Raw genomic sequence first — 14,464 nt, 5'->3', positions numbered from 1 at the left:
GTGACATATAATGACAAAATGCTAAAACGTTTAGGTGATTTCACGGTACAAGTCTTAATATTATCAGAATAGGCATTAATCAATAGACAACAGGCAAAGCCTAGCTTCCATTTTCTATTTTGCTGCAATTATCTAACGCTGGGTGCCCGTGGTAACGGACAGCGTACGCCGGCGGCATTGATATGATCGGGTCATTTAATCATTTAACAAAGATAAGGCTGGTGAACTCACGACGGGCGGAGCTCCCATTGCTGGTCAACAGGTTTGATAATCAGCAATGGTAAGCCGTGACCTTTATTCTGTCGGCGGGATGGGATTCTCATCAGGCGCCTGCGCCGCTAGGTCTTTGGGCACATCCCTGCCGGTACCGGTCAGCAATGTTTCCAACGCATCGCCGCCCACATGGCGAAAATCCTGTCCTTTGACGAAGTAAAAGATATATTCGCAAATATTCTGGCAGCGGTCGCCGATACGCTCAATGGATCGGGCGCAAAAGAGGGCGGTGAGTACGCTCGGTATGGTGCGCGGATCTTCCATCATATAGGTCATCAGCTGACGGACAATGCCCTCGTATTCCTGATCCACCTTTTTATCTTCCCGATAAATCCGGATGGCTTCATCCAAATCCATGCGGGCAAACGCATCCAAAACATCATGCAACATTTGAATGGTATGACGGCCCAGCGACTCCAGGCTCACCAGCATCTGCAGGTGCTGCTGGGAATATTTTTCCAGGGCGGTACGGCAAATCTTGTCAGCCCCGTCGCCGATACGCTCCAGTTCGGAGATGGTTTTGATGATGGAAATCACCAGCCGCAAATCGCTGGCGGTGGGCTGGCGTTTGGCAATGATGCGCACGCAGGCCTCATCAATGGACACTTCCATCATATTCACTTTAACGTCGCCGGCCACTACCCGTTTGGCCAGCTCCTCATCCTGACTGTGCATGGCGCTGATGGCGTCGGTGAGCTGTTGCTCCACCAGACCGCCCATGGCCATGACCTGAGTGCGGATGTGCTCCAGTTCAGCGTTAAACTGGCCGGAGATATGTTTATTAAGATTCAGATTTTCCATGATATATCCCGTGATTAACCATAGCGGCCAGTAATATAATCTTCGGTTTGTTTATTCTTTGGAGCGGTAAAGATACTGTCAGTATCGCTGTATTCGATTAACTCGCCGAGATACATAAATGCCGTGTGATCCGAGCAACGCGCTGCCTGTTGCATATTATGAGTGACAATCACCACGGTGTAGTCCGTTTTCAATTCTGAAATCAGCTCTTCAATGCGCCCGGTGGAGATAGGATCCAACGCGGAACAGGGCTCATCCAACAACAAAACATCCGGCCGGATGGCAATGCCCCGCGCAATACATAAACGTTGCTGCTGACCGCCGGACAGGCTGTAGCCGCTTTGGTGCAGCTTGTCTTTGGTCTCGTTCCACAGCGCCGCCTTTGTCAGCGACCACTGTACCCGTTCTTCCATTTCCGTTCTGGACAGCTTCTCAAATAAACGCACCCCGAAGGCGATATTGTCATAAATTGACATAGGGAAAGGCGTCGGTTTCTGAAAAACCATACCGACGCGGGCGCGCAATAAAGACACGTCGCGCTTATCGGTAAGAATATTCTCCCCATCCAGCAGAATTTCCCCTTCCGCACGCTGATCAGAATAAAGCTGGTACATTTTATTGAAGGTGCGCAACAGGGTGGATTTGCCACAACCGGATGGACCGATAAATGCTGTCACCTGATTACGGGCAATATCAAGACTGATATTTTTAAGCGCATGGAATTTGCCGTAATAAAAATTCAGATCGCGGACCTGTATTTTGCTGTCGGTGGCGTTGTTTATCCTGCTCATGCACACTCTCTCTTTCAAAGACGCGTCGGCGCCTGACTCTTAGTTGGTTTTTGTGGCAAAAATGATCCGTGCGATGATATTCAACAGCAAAACGCACAGGGTAATCAGCAATACCCCTACCCAAGCCAGCTGTTGCCATTCGGGAAACGGACTCATGGCGAACTTGAATATGGTGACCGGAAGGTTGGCGATGGGCTGCATCAGGTCAGTGCTCCAGAACTGGTTGGAGAGCGACGTAAACAGCAGCGGCGCCGTCTCGCCGGCGATACGCGCCACCGCAAGCAGCACGCCGGTGATAACACCCGAAATAGACGCCTTGAACGTAATGGCTGAGATCATCTTCCATTTCGGCGTGCCGAGGGCATAAGCGGCTTCACGCATGGTATCGGGCACCAGCCGCATCATATTTTCCGTGGTGCGGATAACGATGGGCACCTGCAAAAGCGCCAGGGCAATCACGCCGGCCCAGCCGGAGAAATGCTCCATTTTCGCCACCACCAGGGTGTAAACAAACAGACCGATAACAATGGAAGGCGCGGACAGCAGGATATCGTTGATAAACCGAATCACCTCCGCCAGAAAGGATTTACGTCCGTATTCCGCCAGGTAAATCCCGGCCATTATGCCCAGCGGCGTGCCGGCGATAGTCGCCCAGAGGATCAATAAGCCGCTGCCCGCCAGGGCATTGGCCAGACCGCCGCCGGCGGTATTGGGCGGCGGGGTCATTTCGGTGAACAAAGACCACGACAATCCCTCGAAACCGCGGCTTAACGTAGTCAATAAAATCCAGCAGAGCCAAAACAGGCCGAACGCCATGGTGATGAGCGATAAAAACAGCGCCAACCGGTTTTTCTGGCGGCGCCAGGCCTGTCTTTTACGCCGGGCTTCCATTTGCGAGGGGGTATGGGTCATCTGATGTTCGACAGTGGCCATTATTTCACGCCCTCATTTTTCGCCAAACGCATGATCATGAACTTGGAGCAGGCCAAGACGATAAAGGTGATAACAAAAAGAATCAGCCCCAGTTCCATCAGCGCCGCGGTATGCAGGCCGGCCGACGCTTCCGCGAATTCATTCGCCAGCGCCGAGGTGATGCTGTTGCCGGGCATAAACAGGGAAATACTGGTTAACTGGTTGGTATTGCCGATAATAAACGTCACCGCCATGGTCTCGCCCAACGCACGCCCCAGGCCCAGCATAACGCCGCCGATAACGCCGTTTTTGGTGAAAGGCAGCACGATGCGCCAGATAACTTCCCAAGTGGTGCAGCCGATCCCGTAGGCCGACTCTTTCATCATTACCGGCGTTTGCTCGAACACATCGCGCATCACGGCGGCAATATAGGGAATGATCATAATGGCCAGGATAATGCCCGCCGCCAGAATACCTATGCCGAACGCCGGTCCCTGAAACAATACTCCGACAAAGGGAATATTGGACAATACGTCGCCCAGGGGTTGTTGGAAATATTGAGCGAAGAGCGGTGCGAAGACAAACAGGCCCCACATGCCGTAAACAATGCTCGGGATGGCAGCCAATAATTCAATGGCCACGCCAAGCGGTCTTTTTAACCAGGCAGGCGCCAATTCAGTCAGAAACAGCGCGATGCCGAAACTCACCGGCACGGCTATCAGCAAAGCAATGAAAGAGGTTACCAGCGTACCGTAAATGGGCACCAGCGCGCCAAACTGCTCGCCGGGTGGATCCCACTCCTTGGTCCAGAGAAATGCAAAACCGAACTTTTCGATGCTCGGCCATGAGGCAACAATCAGCGAGACGATAATGCCGCCCAACATTAACAGCGTAATGAGGGCGGCAAGTCTGACCAACGTACCGAAAATCAGGTCGCCTTTTTTACCGGGGGCATGCTGTACCGGCATATTGTCAGCCATAGGATACTCTTTCAGTGGGTTCGTATTCCCTTCCCATCAAGGAAGGGAAGAAACACATTTGCTTAGTACAGCGCATTACCGTTGGTGTCTTTGATATTCGCTTTCCATGCGGCGCGAATCTGGGCAACTACGTCTTTGGGCAGGGTAGCATAGTCAAGGGCATTGGCCTGCTCACCGCCCTTGTTATAAGCCCAGTCGAAGAATTTGAAGACTTCCTTCGCCTGTTCCGGCTTGGTCTGCGCGGTGTGTATCATTATGAAGGTTGTGGAGGTGATAGGCCAAGCATTATCGCCTTTCTGATTGGTCAGGTCTTGAGCGAACGTTTCCTTCCAGTTAGCGCCCTTGGCCGCGTTGCTGAAGTTATCCTGATTCGGCACGACCGGCTTGCCGTCGGCGGAGATAAGCTTGGTGTAAGGCAGGTTGTTTTGCTTGGCGTAAGCATATTCAACATAACCGATGGCGCCGGGTAAACGCTGAACGAAAGCGGCTACGCCGTCATTGCCTTTACCGCCCAGTCCCACCGGCCAGTTAACAGTGGAGCCCGCGCCAATCTTCTGTTTCCAGGAATCATTGACTTTGGCCAGATAGCTGGTGAAGACATAAGAAGTACCCGAACCGTCAGCGCGGCGAACCACGGCGATATTCTGGTCGGGCAGCTTAACGCCCGGATTAAGTTTGGTGATGGCCGGGTCGTTCCATTTTTGATATTACCCAGATAGATTTCACCCAGGGTATGGCCGTCCAGGGTCAGCTGGCCGGATTTGATGCCGGGGATATTCACCGCCATCACGACCCCGCCGATAACGGTGGGAAACTGGAACAGGCCGTTTGATTTTAGATCAGCATCGCTTAAAGGGGCGTCGGATGCGCCGAAATCAACGGTATTCGCTTCAATTTGTTTAATGCCGCCAGAGGAACCGATACCTTGATAGTTGACTTTAGTGCCGGTTTCTTTTGGTACGTGTCGGCCCATTTAGCATAAACCGGGGCAGGGAAAGTACCGCCGGCGCCGGTCAGACTGGCAGCAGCAAACGAAGAAAAACTCGCCAAGGCGAATGTAGCTGCAACAAGGCTGGCAACGGCTGTATGCATCTGTTTCATAATCCCTCCTGTGGGATATTAAAATCGGCCAGAGGCCGCTTTCTTTAATTATAGAGCTGCAGGAAGGAAAATAGGACAATTAGGTGACAGTCACATGTCAGTAATGTGACATTTTATGACTGGATTCATTCTAAAATACGCGATTCAAATATAGTTAGGATTGGCTGCGGTGCCAAGCGAATTATGAATATAGGATGTCATTGCTCATGATGTTGGGAATGCACAACCACCAACATAGAACGGCAATTCTCTTTTACTTGTTAAGATTAAAGCACCTTGATTCCTTTAATGTCGGGGCAATGCGGGAAGCCTGGTTCTGATAAACAACGAAAAAACGGCCCTAAGTATCGGCGGTTTCGATAAATCCGTTAGATAACGATTTTGGCCTGAAAAATCCGGTATGCTTTTGAAGAGCATACCGGATCTATTCAGCTACAGATTATAAAAGCAGCCCTCATATAGGCTGCGGATGTTAGATTATCATTCGACAGTAACTGATTTCGCCAAATTACGCGGTTGATCAACATCGGTGCCTTTGATCAAAGCTACGTGATAGGCTAATAGCTGCAAGGGGACACTGTAATAAATCGGCGCAACGATATCCTCCACATGGGGCAACGGAATTATCGTCATGGTGTCGTCATCGATAAAACCGGCGTCCTGATCGGCAAAGACATAGAGTTGGCCGCCCCGGGCGCGGACTTCCTCAATATTTGATTTCAGTTTTTCCAGTAACTCGTTATTTGGCGCCACCACGACAACCGGCATTTCGCTATCAATAAGCGCCAGCGGACCGTGTTTTAATTCACCCGCGGCATAGGCTTCGGCATGGATATAAGATATTTCCTTCAACTTCAGCGCTCCTTCCATGGCGATAGGATATAAAGCTCCCCGTCCCAGGAACAGGGCGTGATGTTTATCCATAAATCCTTCCGCCAGCGCTTCGATGGTCTTATCCAGCGCCAGCATTTGCTCAATGCGCGCCGGCAGGGCCTGTAGGGCATGAACAATCTGCCGCTCAACCTCCCCGTCAATGCCCCGCAGTCGGCCGATACGGGCCACCAGCATCAGCAGCACCGTGAGCTGAGTCGTGAAGGCCTTGGTGGACGCCACGCCGATTTCGGTGCCGGCTTTGGTCATCAGCGCTAAATCGGACTCCCGCACCAGTGACGAACCTGGCACGTTACACACCGCAAGCGACCCCAGATAACCGAGGCCTTTGGTCAGACGCAACGCCGCCAGGGTATCGGCGGTTTCGCCCGACTGGGAAAGGGTAATAAGCAGACTGCCGGGCCGCACGGCGGATTTTCGATAACGGAATTCAGAAGCGATTTCCACATCGCAGGGCATGCCGGCCAGCGCTTCAAACCAATAGCGCGCCACCATGGCGGAATGAAAGGAGGTTCCGCAGGCGATAATCTGAACATATTTCACCTGCGATAACAGCTTGTTCCCCTCTTCGCCCAACTCCGGCAGGGTCACTTCGCCGTGAGTGAACCGGCCTTCCAGAGCATTTTTGATGGCCTGCGGCTGTTCAAAAATCTCTTTTTGCATGTAATGGCGATAGAGGCCTTTATCACCGGCATCGTATTTCACCTGGGATTCAATCTCTTCCCGTTCCACCGGATTGCCCTGGATGTCCCACACCCGCACGGTACGGCGAGTGACTTCGGCAACGTCCCCTTCCTCCAAAAAGATAAAGCGCCGGGTGACCGGCAACAGGGCCAACTGATCGGAAGCCAGGAAATTCTCACCCACGCCGCGACCTATCACCAGCGGACTGCCCGAACGTGCGGCCACCAGCACGCTGGGGTCTTTACTGTCCATGATAACCGTGCCGTAAGCGCCGCGTAGTTGCGGGATAACCCGCAATACCACTTCCGCCAGCGTACCGCCGTGCTGCGACTGTTCCCAATGGACCAGATGGGCGATCACTTCGGTATCGGTTTCGGAAGCGAAACGGTATCCCCGTTCTATCAAGCCACTGCGCAGGGATTCAAAATTTTCAATGATACCGTTATGCACCACCACGATATGTTCCGAGACATGGGGGTGAGCATTGGATTCCGACGGCTCGCCGTGGGTGGCCCAACGTGTATGGGCTATCCCGGTGCCTCCGGCCAGGGGATGTTCCTCCACCGCCCGGGACAGCGCGCTGACCTTGCCTACCCGGCGCAGACGCTGCAACTGTCCCTGATTATCCACCACCGCCAAACCCGCGGAATCATAGCCGCGATATTCCAGCCGGCGTAACCCCTCCAACAGTATTTCAGCAATATCACGTTGGGCTACTGCACCTACTATTCCACACATCTGTGTTATTCCTAATGAACGGCCCTGACGAGCCGTTTCGATATCGTTGATCCGACCGATTCCGGTTATCCGGTTTCCCCGAGCCTGTAGAGCGGGGTATTGTTATACCTGTCATACTTCACGTTGCAGGCGCGTTGGCTTTCCTGCAACTCGAACTATTTAGGATGTATGTATTATTTTTTTTTCTTGACCGGCCGCAGCCAGCCGCTGATATGCGTTTGCTTCACCCGGCTAAGCACCAGCTCGTTTTCACCCACATCGCAGGTTATGGTGGTGCCAGCGGCGATGGTCGCCCCCTTGGCTACGGTAACCGGTGCCACCAGTTGAGTATCCGAACCGACAAAAACGTCATCGCCGATGATAGTCTGATGCTTATTGGCGCCGTCATAATTACAAGTGATGGTGCCGGCACCGATATTCACCGCGGCGCCAATCTCGGCATCACCGAGATAACTCAAATGTCCGGCTTTCGAGCCTTTGCCGAGCCGGGCTTTTTTCATTTCGACAAAGTTGCCCACATGGGCGCCTTCTCCCAGTTCCGAACCGGGACGCAGCCGGGCAAACGGTCCGACGGAGGCATTGGCGCTTAATATGGCGCCATCTATTACCGAATAGGGGCTGATGACCACGTTATCGCCGATATCGCAATCCTTCAGGACACAGCCTGTGCCGATGACCACGTTATTGCCCAGCGCCACGCGGCCTTCGATAATCACATTGGTATCAATGGTCACGTCGCGTCCGTGCCTGAGTTCACCGCGCAGATCAAAGCGGGCCGGATCGCAAATCATGACGCCGGCCAGCAACAGCTCCTCCGCCAGCTGCTGCTGATAGGCCCGCTCCAGCACCGCCAGCTGGCGGCGGTTATTCACACCGTCCACTTCCCACAGCCGCCCTGGCTGCACGGTATTGATTTGCCGTCCTTCATGCCAGGCCATGGCGATGATGTCGGTGAGGTAATACTCGCCCTGCACATTATTATTGTTCAGCGAACCTAACCAGCGCTTCAGATCCACCCCCGCCGCCACCATAATGCCGGTATTGATTTCGTTAATCCGGCGCTGCTCTTCCGAGGCATCCTTTTGCTCCACGATGCCGGTAACCTGCCCGTTTTCACGCACGATGCGCCCATAGCCGGAAGGATCGTCCAGCGTCACGGTCAACAGGCCGATACCGCCGTCCGGTTTGGCCGCCAGCAAACGCTTGAGGGTCTCGGGAGCGATAAGCGGAACATCGGCATACAGGATCAGCACATCTTCATCATCAAGCAAATAGGGCAGCGCCTGCTGTACCGCGTGTCCCGTGCCACGCTGCTCGGATTGCAGCACCCAGCTCAATCGGGAACCGCCGTCCGCCAGCCTCTCCCGTAATAATTCGCCGCCATGACCGTAAACCAGATGGATATGTTCGGTGTTTAGCGTACTAACGGCATCGATAACATGGCTAATCAGCGGTTTTCCCGCCAGGGGGTGCAACACCTTAGGCAGATCAGAATACATGCGGGTGCCTTTACCCGCGGCAAGTATCACCACGCTCATTGCTCGATTCGACATAACTATCCTGATGAATCAAATTCAATAGACGAAAGTAAACCCGTTCATAACAGGGATTACTACATATTTTGGTCAGAAAAATGCAATATGGCCGCAGAATACCCGTACCAGCTAAAATATTAACCTTAACCGGGCCTGCTGAACAATCCGTGGGCAAAAGAAGGGAAATTAAAGGCTATTTTGACAGCAATGGCGGCCCCATAGGGAGATTCGGAGGCCGTACTTATTTTGCGGCTGAAATTAAGAACCTTACCTGACGGCAAAGGTGACTGAGATTCGCTATCAAGGACATTTTCTGGCTCCTTAATAAAAAAGGCCGGTCATGTTGACCGGCCTTTTATGGATGATGACTTGATTACATGGACCGTTTGGTTAATTCAATAACCCGCAATTTAGCCATAGCCCGCGACAATTCAGCCGAGGCTTGAGCATAATCCACGTCGCCGTGGGAATTATTGATATGCTCTTCCGCCATGCGCTTGGATTCCATCGCTCTCGCTTCATCCAGATCTTTGCCTCGAATAGCGGTATCGGCAAGCACGGTAACGATGCTGGGTTGCACCTCGAGCACACCACCGGACAGGTAAATGTACTCTTCTTCGCTGTGCTCTTTAACGATACGCACCATACCGGGCTTAATGGCAGTGAGCAGCGGGGCATGACCGGGATAAATACCCAGCTCGCCTTCGCTCCCCGTCACCTGGATTTTTTCCACCAGCCCGGAGAACATTTTCTGTTCCGCGCTGACGACATCCAGATGGTAAGTATTTGCAGCCATATCACCCTCCTCTCACAGCGTTACAGTTTCTTGCCTTTTCCACTGCTTCATCAATGGAACCCACCATATAGAACGCCTGCTCAGGCAGGTGATCATATTCCCCGTCCATGATGCCTTTAAAGCCACGAATCGTGTCTTTCAGGGAAACATATTTACCCGGCGAACCGGTAAATACTTCGGCAACGAAGAACGGTTGAGACAGGAAGCGCTGGATCTTACGAGCACGGGATACCACCAGCTTGTCGTCTTCCGACAGCTCGTCCATACCCAGGATGGCAATGATATCTTTCAGCTCCTGATAACGCTGAAGAGTGGATTGCACGCCGCGGGCAACGTCGTAATGTTCCTGTCCCACCACCAGCGGGTCCAGCTGACGGCTGGTGGAGTCGAGGGGGTCAACCGCCGGGTAGATACCCAGGGAAGCGATTTGACGGCTCAATACCACGGTGGCGTCAAGGTGGGCGAAGGTCGTTGCCGGAGACGGGTCGGTCAAGTCATCCGCCGGGACGTAAACGGCCTGCACGGAGGTAATAGAACCGGTTTTGGTGGAGGTGATGCGTTCTTGCAGCACGCCCATTTCTTCCGCCAGCGTCGGCTGATAACCTACCGCCGACGGCATACGGCCCAGCAGTGCGGACACTTCCGTCCCGGCCAGGGTATAACGATAGATATTATCGATAAACAGCAGGACGTCGCGGCCTTCATCACGGAATTTTTCCGCCATGGTCAGCCCGGTCAACGCCACGCGCAGACGGTTTCCCGGCGGCTCGTTCATCTGGCCGTAGACCAACGATACTTTGTCGATAACGTTGGATTCGGTCATTTCGTGGTAGAAGTCGTTCCCTTCACGGGTACGTTCGCCCACGCCGGCAAACACTGAATAACCCGAATGCTCGATGGCAATATTACGGATGAGTTCCATCATGTTAACGGTTTTACCGACACCGGCGCCGCCGAACAGACCCACTTTACCGCCCTTCGCAAACGGGCACATCAGGTCGATTACCTTGATACCGGTTTCCAGCAATTCCTGGGAACTCGACAAATCTTCATAGCTCGGCGCCGGACGATGGATTGACCAACGTTCTTCCTCACCGATATCGCCTTTCATATCAACAGGCTGACCCAGCACATTCATGATACGTCCCAGTGTGGCTTTACCCACGGGGACTTCAATCGAACGTTCCAGGTTGGTCACTTTAAGGCCCCGGCGCAAACCGTCGGATGTGCCCATGGCGATGCAACGTACGACGCCGCCGCCTAATTGCTGTTCAACTTCCAGCACCAGTTTGGTGGCACCGTTTTCCACTTCAAGCGCGTTGTACACCTTAGGTACGGCATCTTGCGGGAACTCGACGTCAACCACGGCGCCGATAACCTGGATAACATTTCCAGTAGCCATCTTGAATCCTCTACGTAATTCGTAACCCTAACCTAAACTGCGGCGGCTCCCGAAACGATCTCGGTGATTTCCTGAGTGATGCTGAATTGACGAGCCTTATTGTAAACCAGCTGCAGTTCTTTAATGAGACTGCTGCCGTTGTCCGTTGCAGCTTTCATCGCCACCATGCGCGCGGCCTGTTCACTGGCCAGATTTTCAACGACGCCCTGATAAACCTGAGATTCCACATAACGACGCAGCAGCGTATCCAAAAGGGACTTGGGATCAGGTTCATACAGATAATCCCAGGTTTTTTTCTTCAGATTTTCATCGTCTTCCGCGGGCGGCAGGGGTAAAACCTGCAAAAGCTGCGGAACCTGGGACATGGTGTTAATGAATTTATTGCTGACAATATAGAGCTTATCAAGACGGCCTTCGTCATAGGCCTGCAGCATGACTTTTACCGGACCGATCAGTTCCGACAAGGTGGGGTTATCCCCCATACCGGTGACCTGGGCGACAACTTTACTGCCGATGGCATTGAAGAAAGAGACGCCTTTGGATCCGATAACAGCCAGTTCGGATTCAACGCCTTTCTCGCTCCAGCCCTTCATATCCGTCAGCACTTTTTTGAACAGGTTAATGTTCAGACCGCCGGCCAGACCACGGTCGGTGGAAACCACCAGATACCCGACGCGCTTAACCTTGCGTTCTTCCAGGTAGGGGTGTTTATATTCCAGATTTCCCAAAGCAAGGTGACCAATCACATTACGCATCGTTTCTGCATAAGGACGGCTGGCCGCCATGCGATCTTGAGATTTTCGCATTTTAGAAGCGGAAACCATCTCCATCGCTTTGGTGATCTTCTGCGTGTTCTGTACGCTGGCGATCTTGGTACGTATTTCTTTTGCGTTGGCCATCTCTGCTCCTCCTCATAGCTTGGCGGCCCGCCGAAGCAGACCGCGGCGCATTACCAGGACTGGGTTGCCTTGAAGCTATCGAGGATGCCTTTCAGCTTGCCTTCGATATCATCGTTATAAGCGCCGGTCTGGTTGATTTGTTGCATCAAATCGCCTTGTTCGCGGTCAACATAGGCTACAAGCGCGGCTTCGAAATCACCGACTTTCGCCAGTTCAACGTCTTCCAAATAACCGCGTTCCGCCGCGAACAGCACCAGAGACTGCTGAGCCACCGACATGGGCGCATACTGTTTCTGTTTAAGCAATTCAGTCACTTTCTGACCGTGATTCAACTGTTTGCGGGTAGCTTCATCCAGGTCGGATGCGAACTGGGAGAAGGCCGCCAATTCACGGTACTGCGCCAGAGCTGTACGGATACCGCCGGACAGTTTTTTCATGATCTTCGTTTGAGCGGCACCGCCCACGCGAGATACAGAAATACCGGGGTTTACCGCAGGACGAATACCGGCGTTGAACAGGCTGGATTCCAGGAAGATCTGGCCGTCGGTGATGGAAATCACGTTGGTCGGAACAAACGCTGAAACGTCACCCGCCTGGGTTTCGATGATCGGTAATGCGGTCAGCGAACCGGTTTTGCCCTTCACTTCACCCTTGGTATACGCTTCAACATACTCGGCATTTACGCGGGATGCCCGTTCCAGCAAACGGGAATGGAGATAGAATACATCCCCAGGATAAGCTTCACGTCCTGGCGGACGACGGAGCAGCAGGGAAATTTGACGGTATGCCACGGCCTGTTTGGACAAATCATCATAGATGATCAGGGCATCTTCGCCGCGGTCGCGGAAATATTCGCCCATGGCGCAGCCGGAATACGGCGCCAGATATTGCAAAGCGGCGGATTCGGACGCGGTGGCCACCACAACGATGGTATTGGCCAGGGCGCCGTGTTCTTCCAGTTTGCGCACCACGTTAGCCACGGTGGAGGCTTTCTGGCCGATGGCGACATAAACGCATTTAATGCCGGAATCGCGCTGGTTGATAATCGCATCGATAGCCAGGGCGGATTTACCGGTCTGACGGTCGCCGATAATCAGTTCGCGTTGTCCGCGACCGATAGGAATCATGGCGTCGACGGATTTATAACCGGTCTGTACCGGCTCATCGACGGATTGACGTTCGATAACGCCCGGGGCAATCGCCTCGACCGCGGAGAAACCGTCATTTTCAACCGGACCTTTCCCGTCAATGGGAGCGCCCAGGGTATTCACCACGCGGCCCAACAGGCCGCGACCCACCGGCACTTCCAAAATACGGCCGGTGCATTTGACCTTCAGGCCTTCGGCCAGGTCTTCATAAGGCCCCATCACCACGGCGCCGACAGAGTCGCGTTCCAGGTTAAGGGCAATGGCGAAGCGATTGCCGGGCAGTGCTATCATTTCGCCCTGCATCACTTCAGCCAGACCATGAATACGGATAATACCGTCACTCACGGAAACGATCGTACCTTCATTGTGAGCTTCGCTCACCACATTGAACTGAGCAATGCGCTGCTTGATCAGTTCGCTGATTTCGGTGGAATTCAGTTGCATGCTCCAGTCCCCTTAAGACTGCAATACGTCTGTCAGGCGTTCGAGACGACCGCGAACGCTGCCATCTATCACCATATCGCCTGCACGAATAATTACGCCGGCAATGACAGACTTATCAATTTTGCAATTCAGCTTAACTTTGCGTGCCAGACGTTTTTCCATCGCAGCAGTAATCTTCGCCAGTTGCTCATCTTTTAGCTGGCTTGCGGAAATGACTTCCACTTCCACAGTCGATTCCTGCGCCGCGCGCAGATGAATAAACTGTTCCAGCACATCCGGCAAGACCGCCAAGCGTCCATTTTCGGCCATGACCTTGATCAGGTTCTGGCCCGCCGGGTCGAGTTGGTCACCACAGACAGCGATAAATGTATCCGACAGCGTCTCCGGAGCGACAGCGCCGGATAACAGTTCCGCCATCTGATCGTTGCGGCTTACCTCAGCGGTAAACGACAACATATCCTGCCAATGTTCAACGCTTTGGTGCTCGACGGCAAAGTCAAAAGCTGCTTTGGCGTAGGGGCGAGCTACAGTTACTAATTCAGACATCAGCCCCTCCCTCCCTACAGTTCAGCGACCAGTTTATCAACGATGTCGCTGTTGGCAGCTTCATCCACGGAACGTTCGATAATTTTCTCGGCACCCGCTAAAGCCAGCAGTGCGACTTGCTTGCGCAACTCTTCGCGAGCGCGTTTGGTTTCGGCTTCGATTTCAGCCTGGGCCTGCGCCACGATTTTATTGCGTTCGTCTTCTGCTTCCGCTTTCGCTTCGTCCACAATCTGAGCTTTCCGTTTATTGGCTTGCTCAATGATTGCCTGGGCTTCGGCTCGCGCTTTCTTCAGTTGATCGGTCGCATTGGCTTGCGCTATGTCCACCTCTTTTTTGGCAAGATCCGCAGAAGCGAGACCGTCAGCAATTTCTTTTTGACGCTTCTCGATGGCTGCCATCAGCGGCGGCCATATGTATTTCATGCAGAACAGGACAAACAGGACAAACGCGATGGCCTGGCCGAGGATTGTTGCGTTAAGATTCACAGCACAATGCCTCTTATAAAGTTAACGGATTGATGTTG

Annotated in this window: 12 protein-coding genes and 1 pseudogene; all 13 read right to left on the bottom strand. The window is 53.1% G+C overall.

Annotation, left to right across the window (positions count from 1 at the left end):
* Positions 1-294 precede the first annotated feature (294 nt).
* The 13 genes and pseudogenes from phoU to atpF all read right to left on the bottom strand — a co-directional run bounded on the left by phoU (position 295) and on the right by atpF (position 14,426).
* Positions 295-1,074 (bottom strand): phosphate signaling complex protein PhoU, encoded by a 780-nt coding sequence (phoU, locus tag GTU79_RS29640; RefSeq protein ID WP_203524220.1) that lies wholly within the window; start codon positions 1,072-1,074, stop codon positions 295-297.
* Positions 1,075-1,088: 14 nt separating this feature from the next.
* Positions 1,089-1,865, bottom strand: a complete 777-nt coding sequence (gene pstB / locus GTU79_RS29635; protein WP_203524219.1) for a phosphate ABC transporter ATP-binding protein PstB — start codon at positions 1,863-1,865, stop codon at positions 1,089-1,091.
* A 39-nt stretch (positions 1,866-1,904) separates the two neighbouring features.
* A complete protein-coding gene (gene pstA, locus GTU79_RS29630; RefSeq protein ID WP_420854217.1) occupies positions 1,905-2,777 on the bottom strand; it encodes a phosphate ABC transporter permease PstA in 873 nt (290 codons plus the stop codon).
* Between the two features lie 20 nt (positions 2,778-2,797).
* On the bottom strand, positions 2,798-3,757 hold the full coding sequence (gene pstC, locus GTU79_RS29625) for a phosphate ABC transporter permease PstC (RefSeq protein WP_132924122.1): 960 nt from the start codon (positions 3,755-3,757) through the stop codon (positions 2,798-2,800).
* 62 nt (positions 3,758-3,819) lie between these two features.
* A pseudogene (gene pstS, locus GTU79_RS29620) lies at positions 3,820-4,858 on the bottom strand (phosphate ABC transporter substrate-binding protein PstS).
* Positions 4,859-5,338: 480 nt separating this feature from the next.
* Positions 5,339-7,171: a glutamine--fructose-6-phosphate transaminase (isomerizing) gene (gene glmS / locus GTU79_RS29615; RefSeq protein ID WP_203524217.1), complete on the bottom strand. Its 1,833-nt coding sequence runs from the start codon at positions 7,169-7,171 to the stop codon at positions 5,339-5,341.
* Between the two features lie 173 nt (positions 7,172-7,344).
* The gene (gene glmU, locus GTU79_RS29610; protein ID WP_203524216.1) at positions 7,345-8,724 is read right to left on the bottom strand and encodes a bifunctional UDP-N-acetylglucosamine diphosphorylase/glucosamine-1-phosphate N-acetyltransferase GlmU; all 1,380 of its coding nucleotides are present in this window, start codon (positions 8,722-8,724) and stop codon (positions 7,345-7,347) included.
* Between the two features lie 355 nt (positions 8,725-9,079).
* The gene (locus GTU79_RS29605) at positions 9,080-9,502 is read right to left on the bottom strand and encodes a F0F1 ATP synthase subunit epsilon (RefSeq protein ID WP_132924127.1); all 423 of its coding nucleotides are present in this window, start codon (positions 9,500-9,502) and stop codon (positions 9,080-9,082) included.
* Between the two features lies 1 nt (position 9,503).
* A complete protein-coding gene (gene atpD / locus GTU79_RS29600) occupies positions 9,504-10,904 on the bottom strand; it encodes a F0F1 ATP synthase subunit beta (RefSeq protein ID WP_214513604.1) in 1,401 nt (466 codons plus the stop codon).
* Between the two features lie 32 nt (positions 10,905-10,936).
* Positions 10,937-11,803, bottom strand: a complete 867-nt coding sequence (atpG, locus tag GTU79_RS29595; RefSeq protein ID WP_132924129.1) for a F0F1 ATP synthase subunit gamma — start codon at positions 11,801-11,803, stop codon at positions 10,937-10,939.
* A 50-nt stretch (positions 11,804-11,853) separates the two neighbouring features.
* A complete protein-coding gene (atpA, locus tag GTU79_RS29590; RefSeq protein ID WP_132924130.1) occupies positions 11,854-13,395 on the bottom strand; it encodes a F0F1 ATP synthase subunit alpha in 1,542 nt (513 codons plus the stop codon).
* A 12-nt stretch (positions 13,396-13,407) separates the two neighbouring features.
* On the bottom strand, positions 13,408-13,941 hold the full coding sequence (gene atpH / locus GTU79_RS29585) for a F0F1 ATP synthase subunit delta (protein ID WP_132924131.1): 534 nt from the start codon (positions 13,939-13,941) through the stop codon (positions 13,408-13,410).
* 14 nt (positions 13,942-13,955) lie between these two features.
* Complete coding sequence (atpF, locus tag GTU79_RS29580; protein WP_132924132.1) at positions 13,956-14,426, bottom strand: F0F1 ATP synthase subunit B; 471 nt, start codon at positions 14,424-14,426, stop codon at positions 13,956-13,958.
* Positions 14,427-14,464: the final 38 nt, after the last annotated feature.

It is taken from the genome of Sodalis ligni, from assembly GCF_016865525.2.
GTDB classification, from domain to species: Bacteria; Pseudomonadota; Gammaproteobacteria; order Enterobacterales; family Enterobacteriaceae; genus Acerihabitans; species Acerihabitans ligni.
This window is presented reverse-complemented; position numbering and strand designations above follow the sequence as displayed.

Bases quoted from the DNA above. Each gene is read 5' to 3' on its own strand.
- phoU (WP_203524220.1), bottom strand. From the start codon at position 1,074: ATGGAAAATCTGAATCTTAATAAACATATCTCCGGCCAGTTTAACGCT.
- pstB (WP_203524219.1), bottom strand. From the start codon at position 1,865: ATGAGCAGGATAAACAACGCCACCGACAGCAAAATACAGGTCCGCGAT.
- pstA (WP_420854217.1), bottom strand. From the start codon at position 2,777: ATGACCCATACCCCCTCGCAAATGGAAGCCCGGCGTAAAAGACAGGCC.
- pstC (WP_132924122.1), bottom strand. From the start codon at position 3,757: ATGGCTGACAATATGCCGGTACAGCATGCCCCCGGTAAAAAAGGCGAC.
- glmS (WP_203524217.1), bottom strand. From the start codon at position 7,171: ATGTGTGGAATAGTAGGTGCAGTAGCCCAACGTGATATTGCTGAAATA.
- glmU (WP_203524216.1), bottom strand. From the start codon at position 8,724: ATGTCGAATCGAGCAATGAGCGTGGTGATACTTGCCGCGGGTAAAGGC.
- GTU79_RS29605 (WP_132924127.1), bottom strand. From the start codon at position 9,502: ATGGCTGCAAATACTTACCATCTGGATGTCGTCAGCGCGGAACAGAAA.
- atpD (WP_214513604.1), bottom strand. From the start codon at position 10,904: ATGGCTACTGGAAATGTTATCCAGGTTATCGGCGCCGTGGTTGACGTC.
- atpG (WP_132924129.1), bottom strand. From the start codon at position 11,803: ATGGCCAACGCAAAAGAAATACGTACCAAGATCGCCAGCGTACAGAAC.
- atpA (WP_132924130.1), bottom strand. From the start codon at position 13,395: ATGCAACTGAATTCCACCGAAATCAGCGAACTGATCAAGCAGCGCATT.
- atpH (WP_132924131.1), bottom strand. From the start codon at position 13,941: ATGTCTGAATTAGTAACTGTAGCTCGCCCCTACGCCAAAGCAGCTTTT.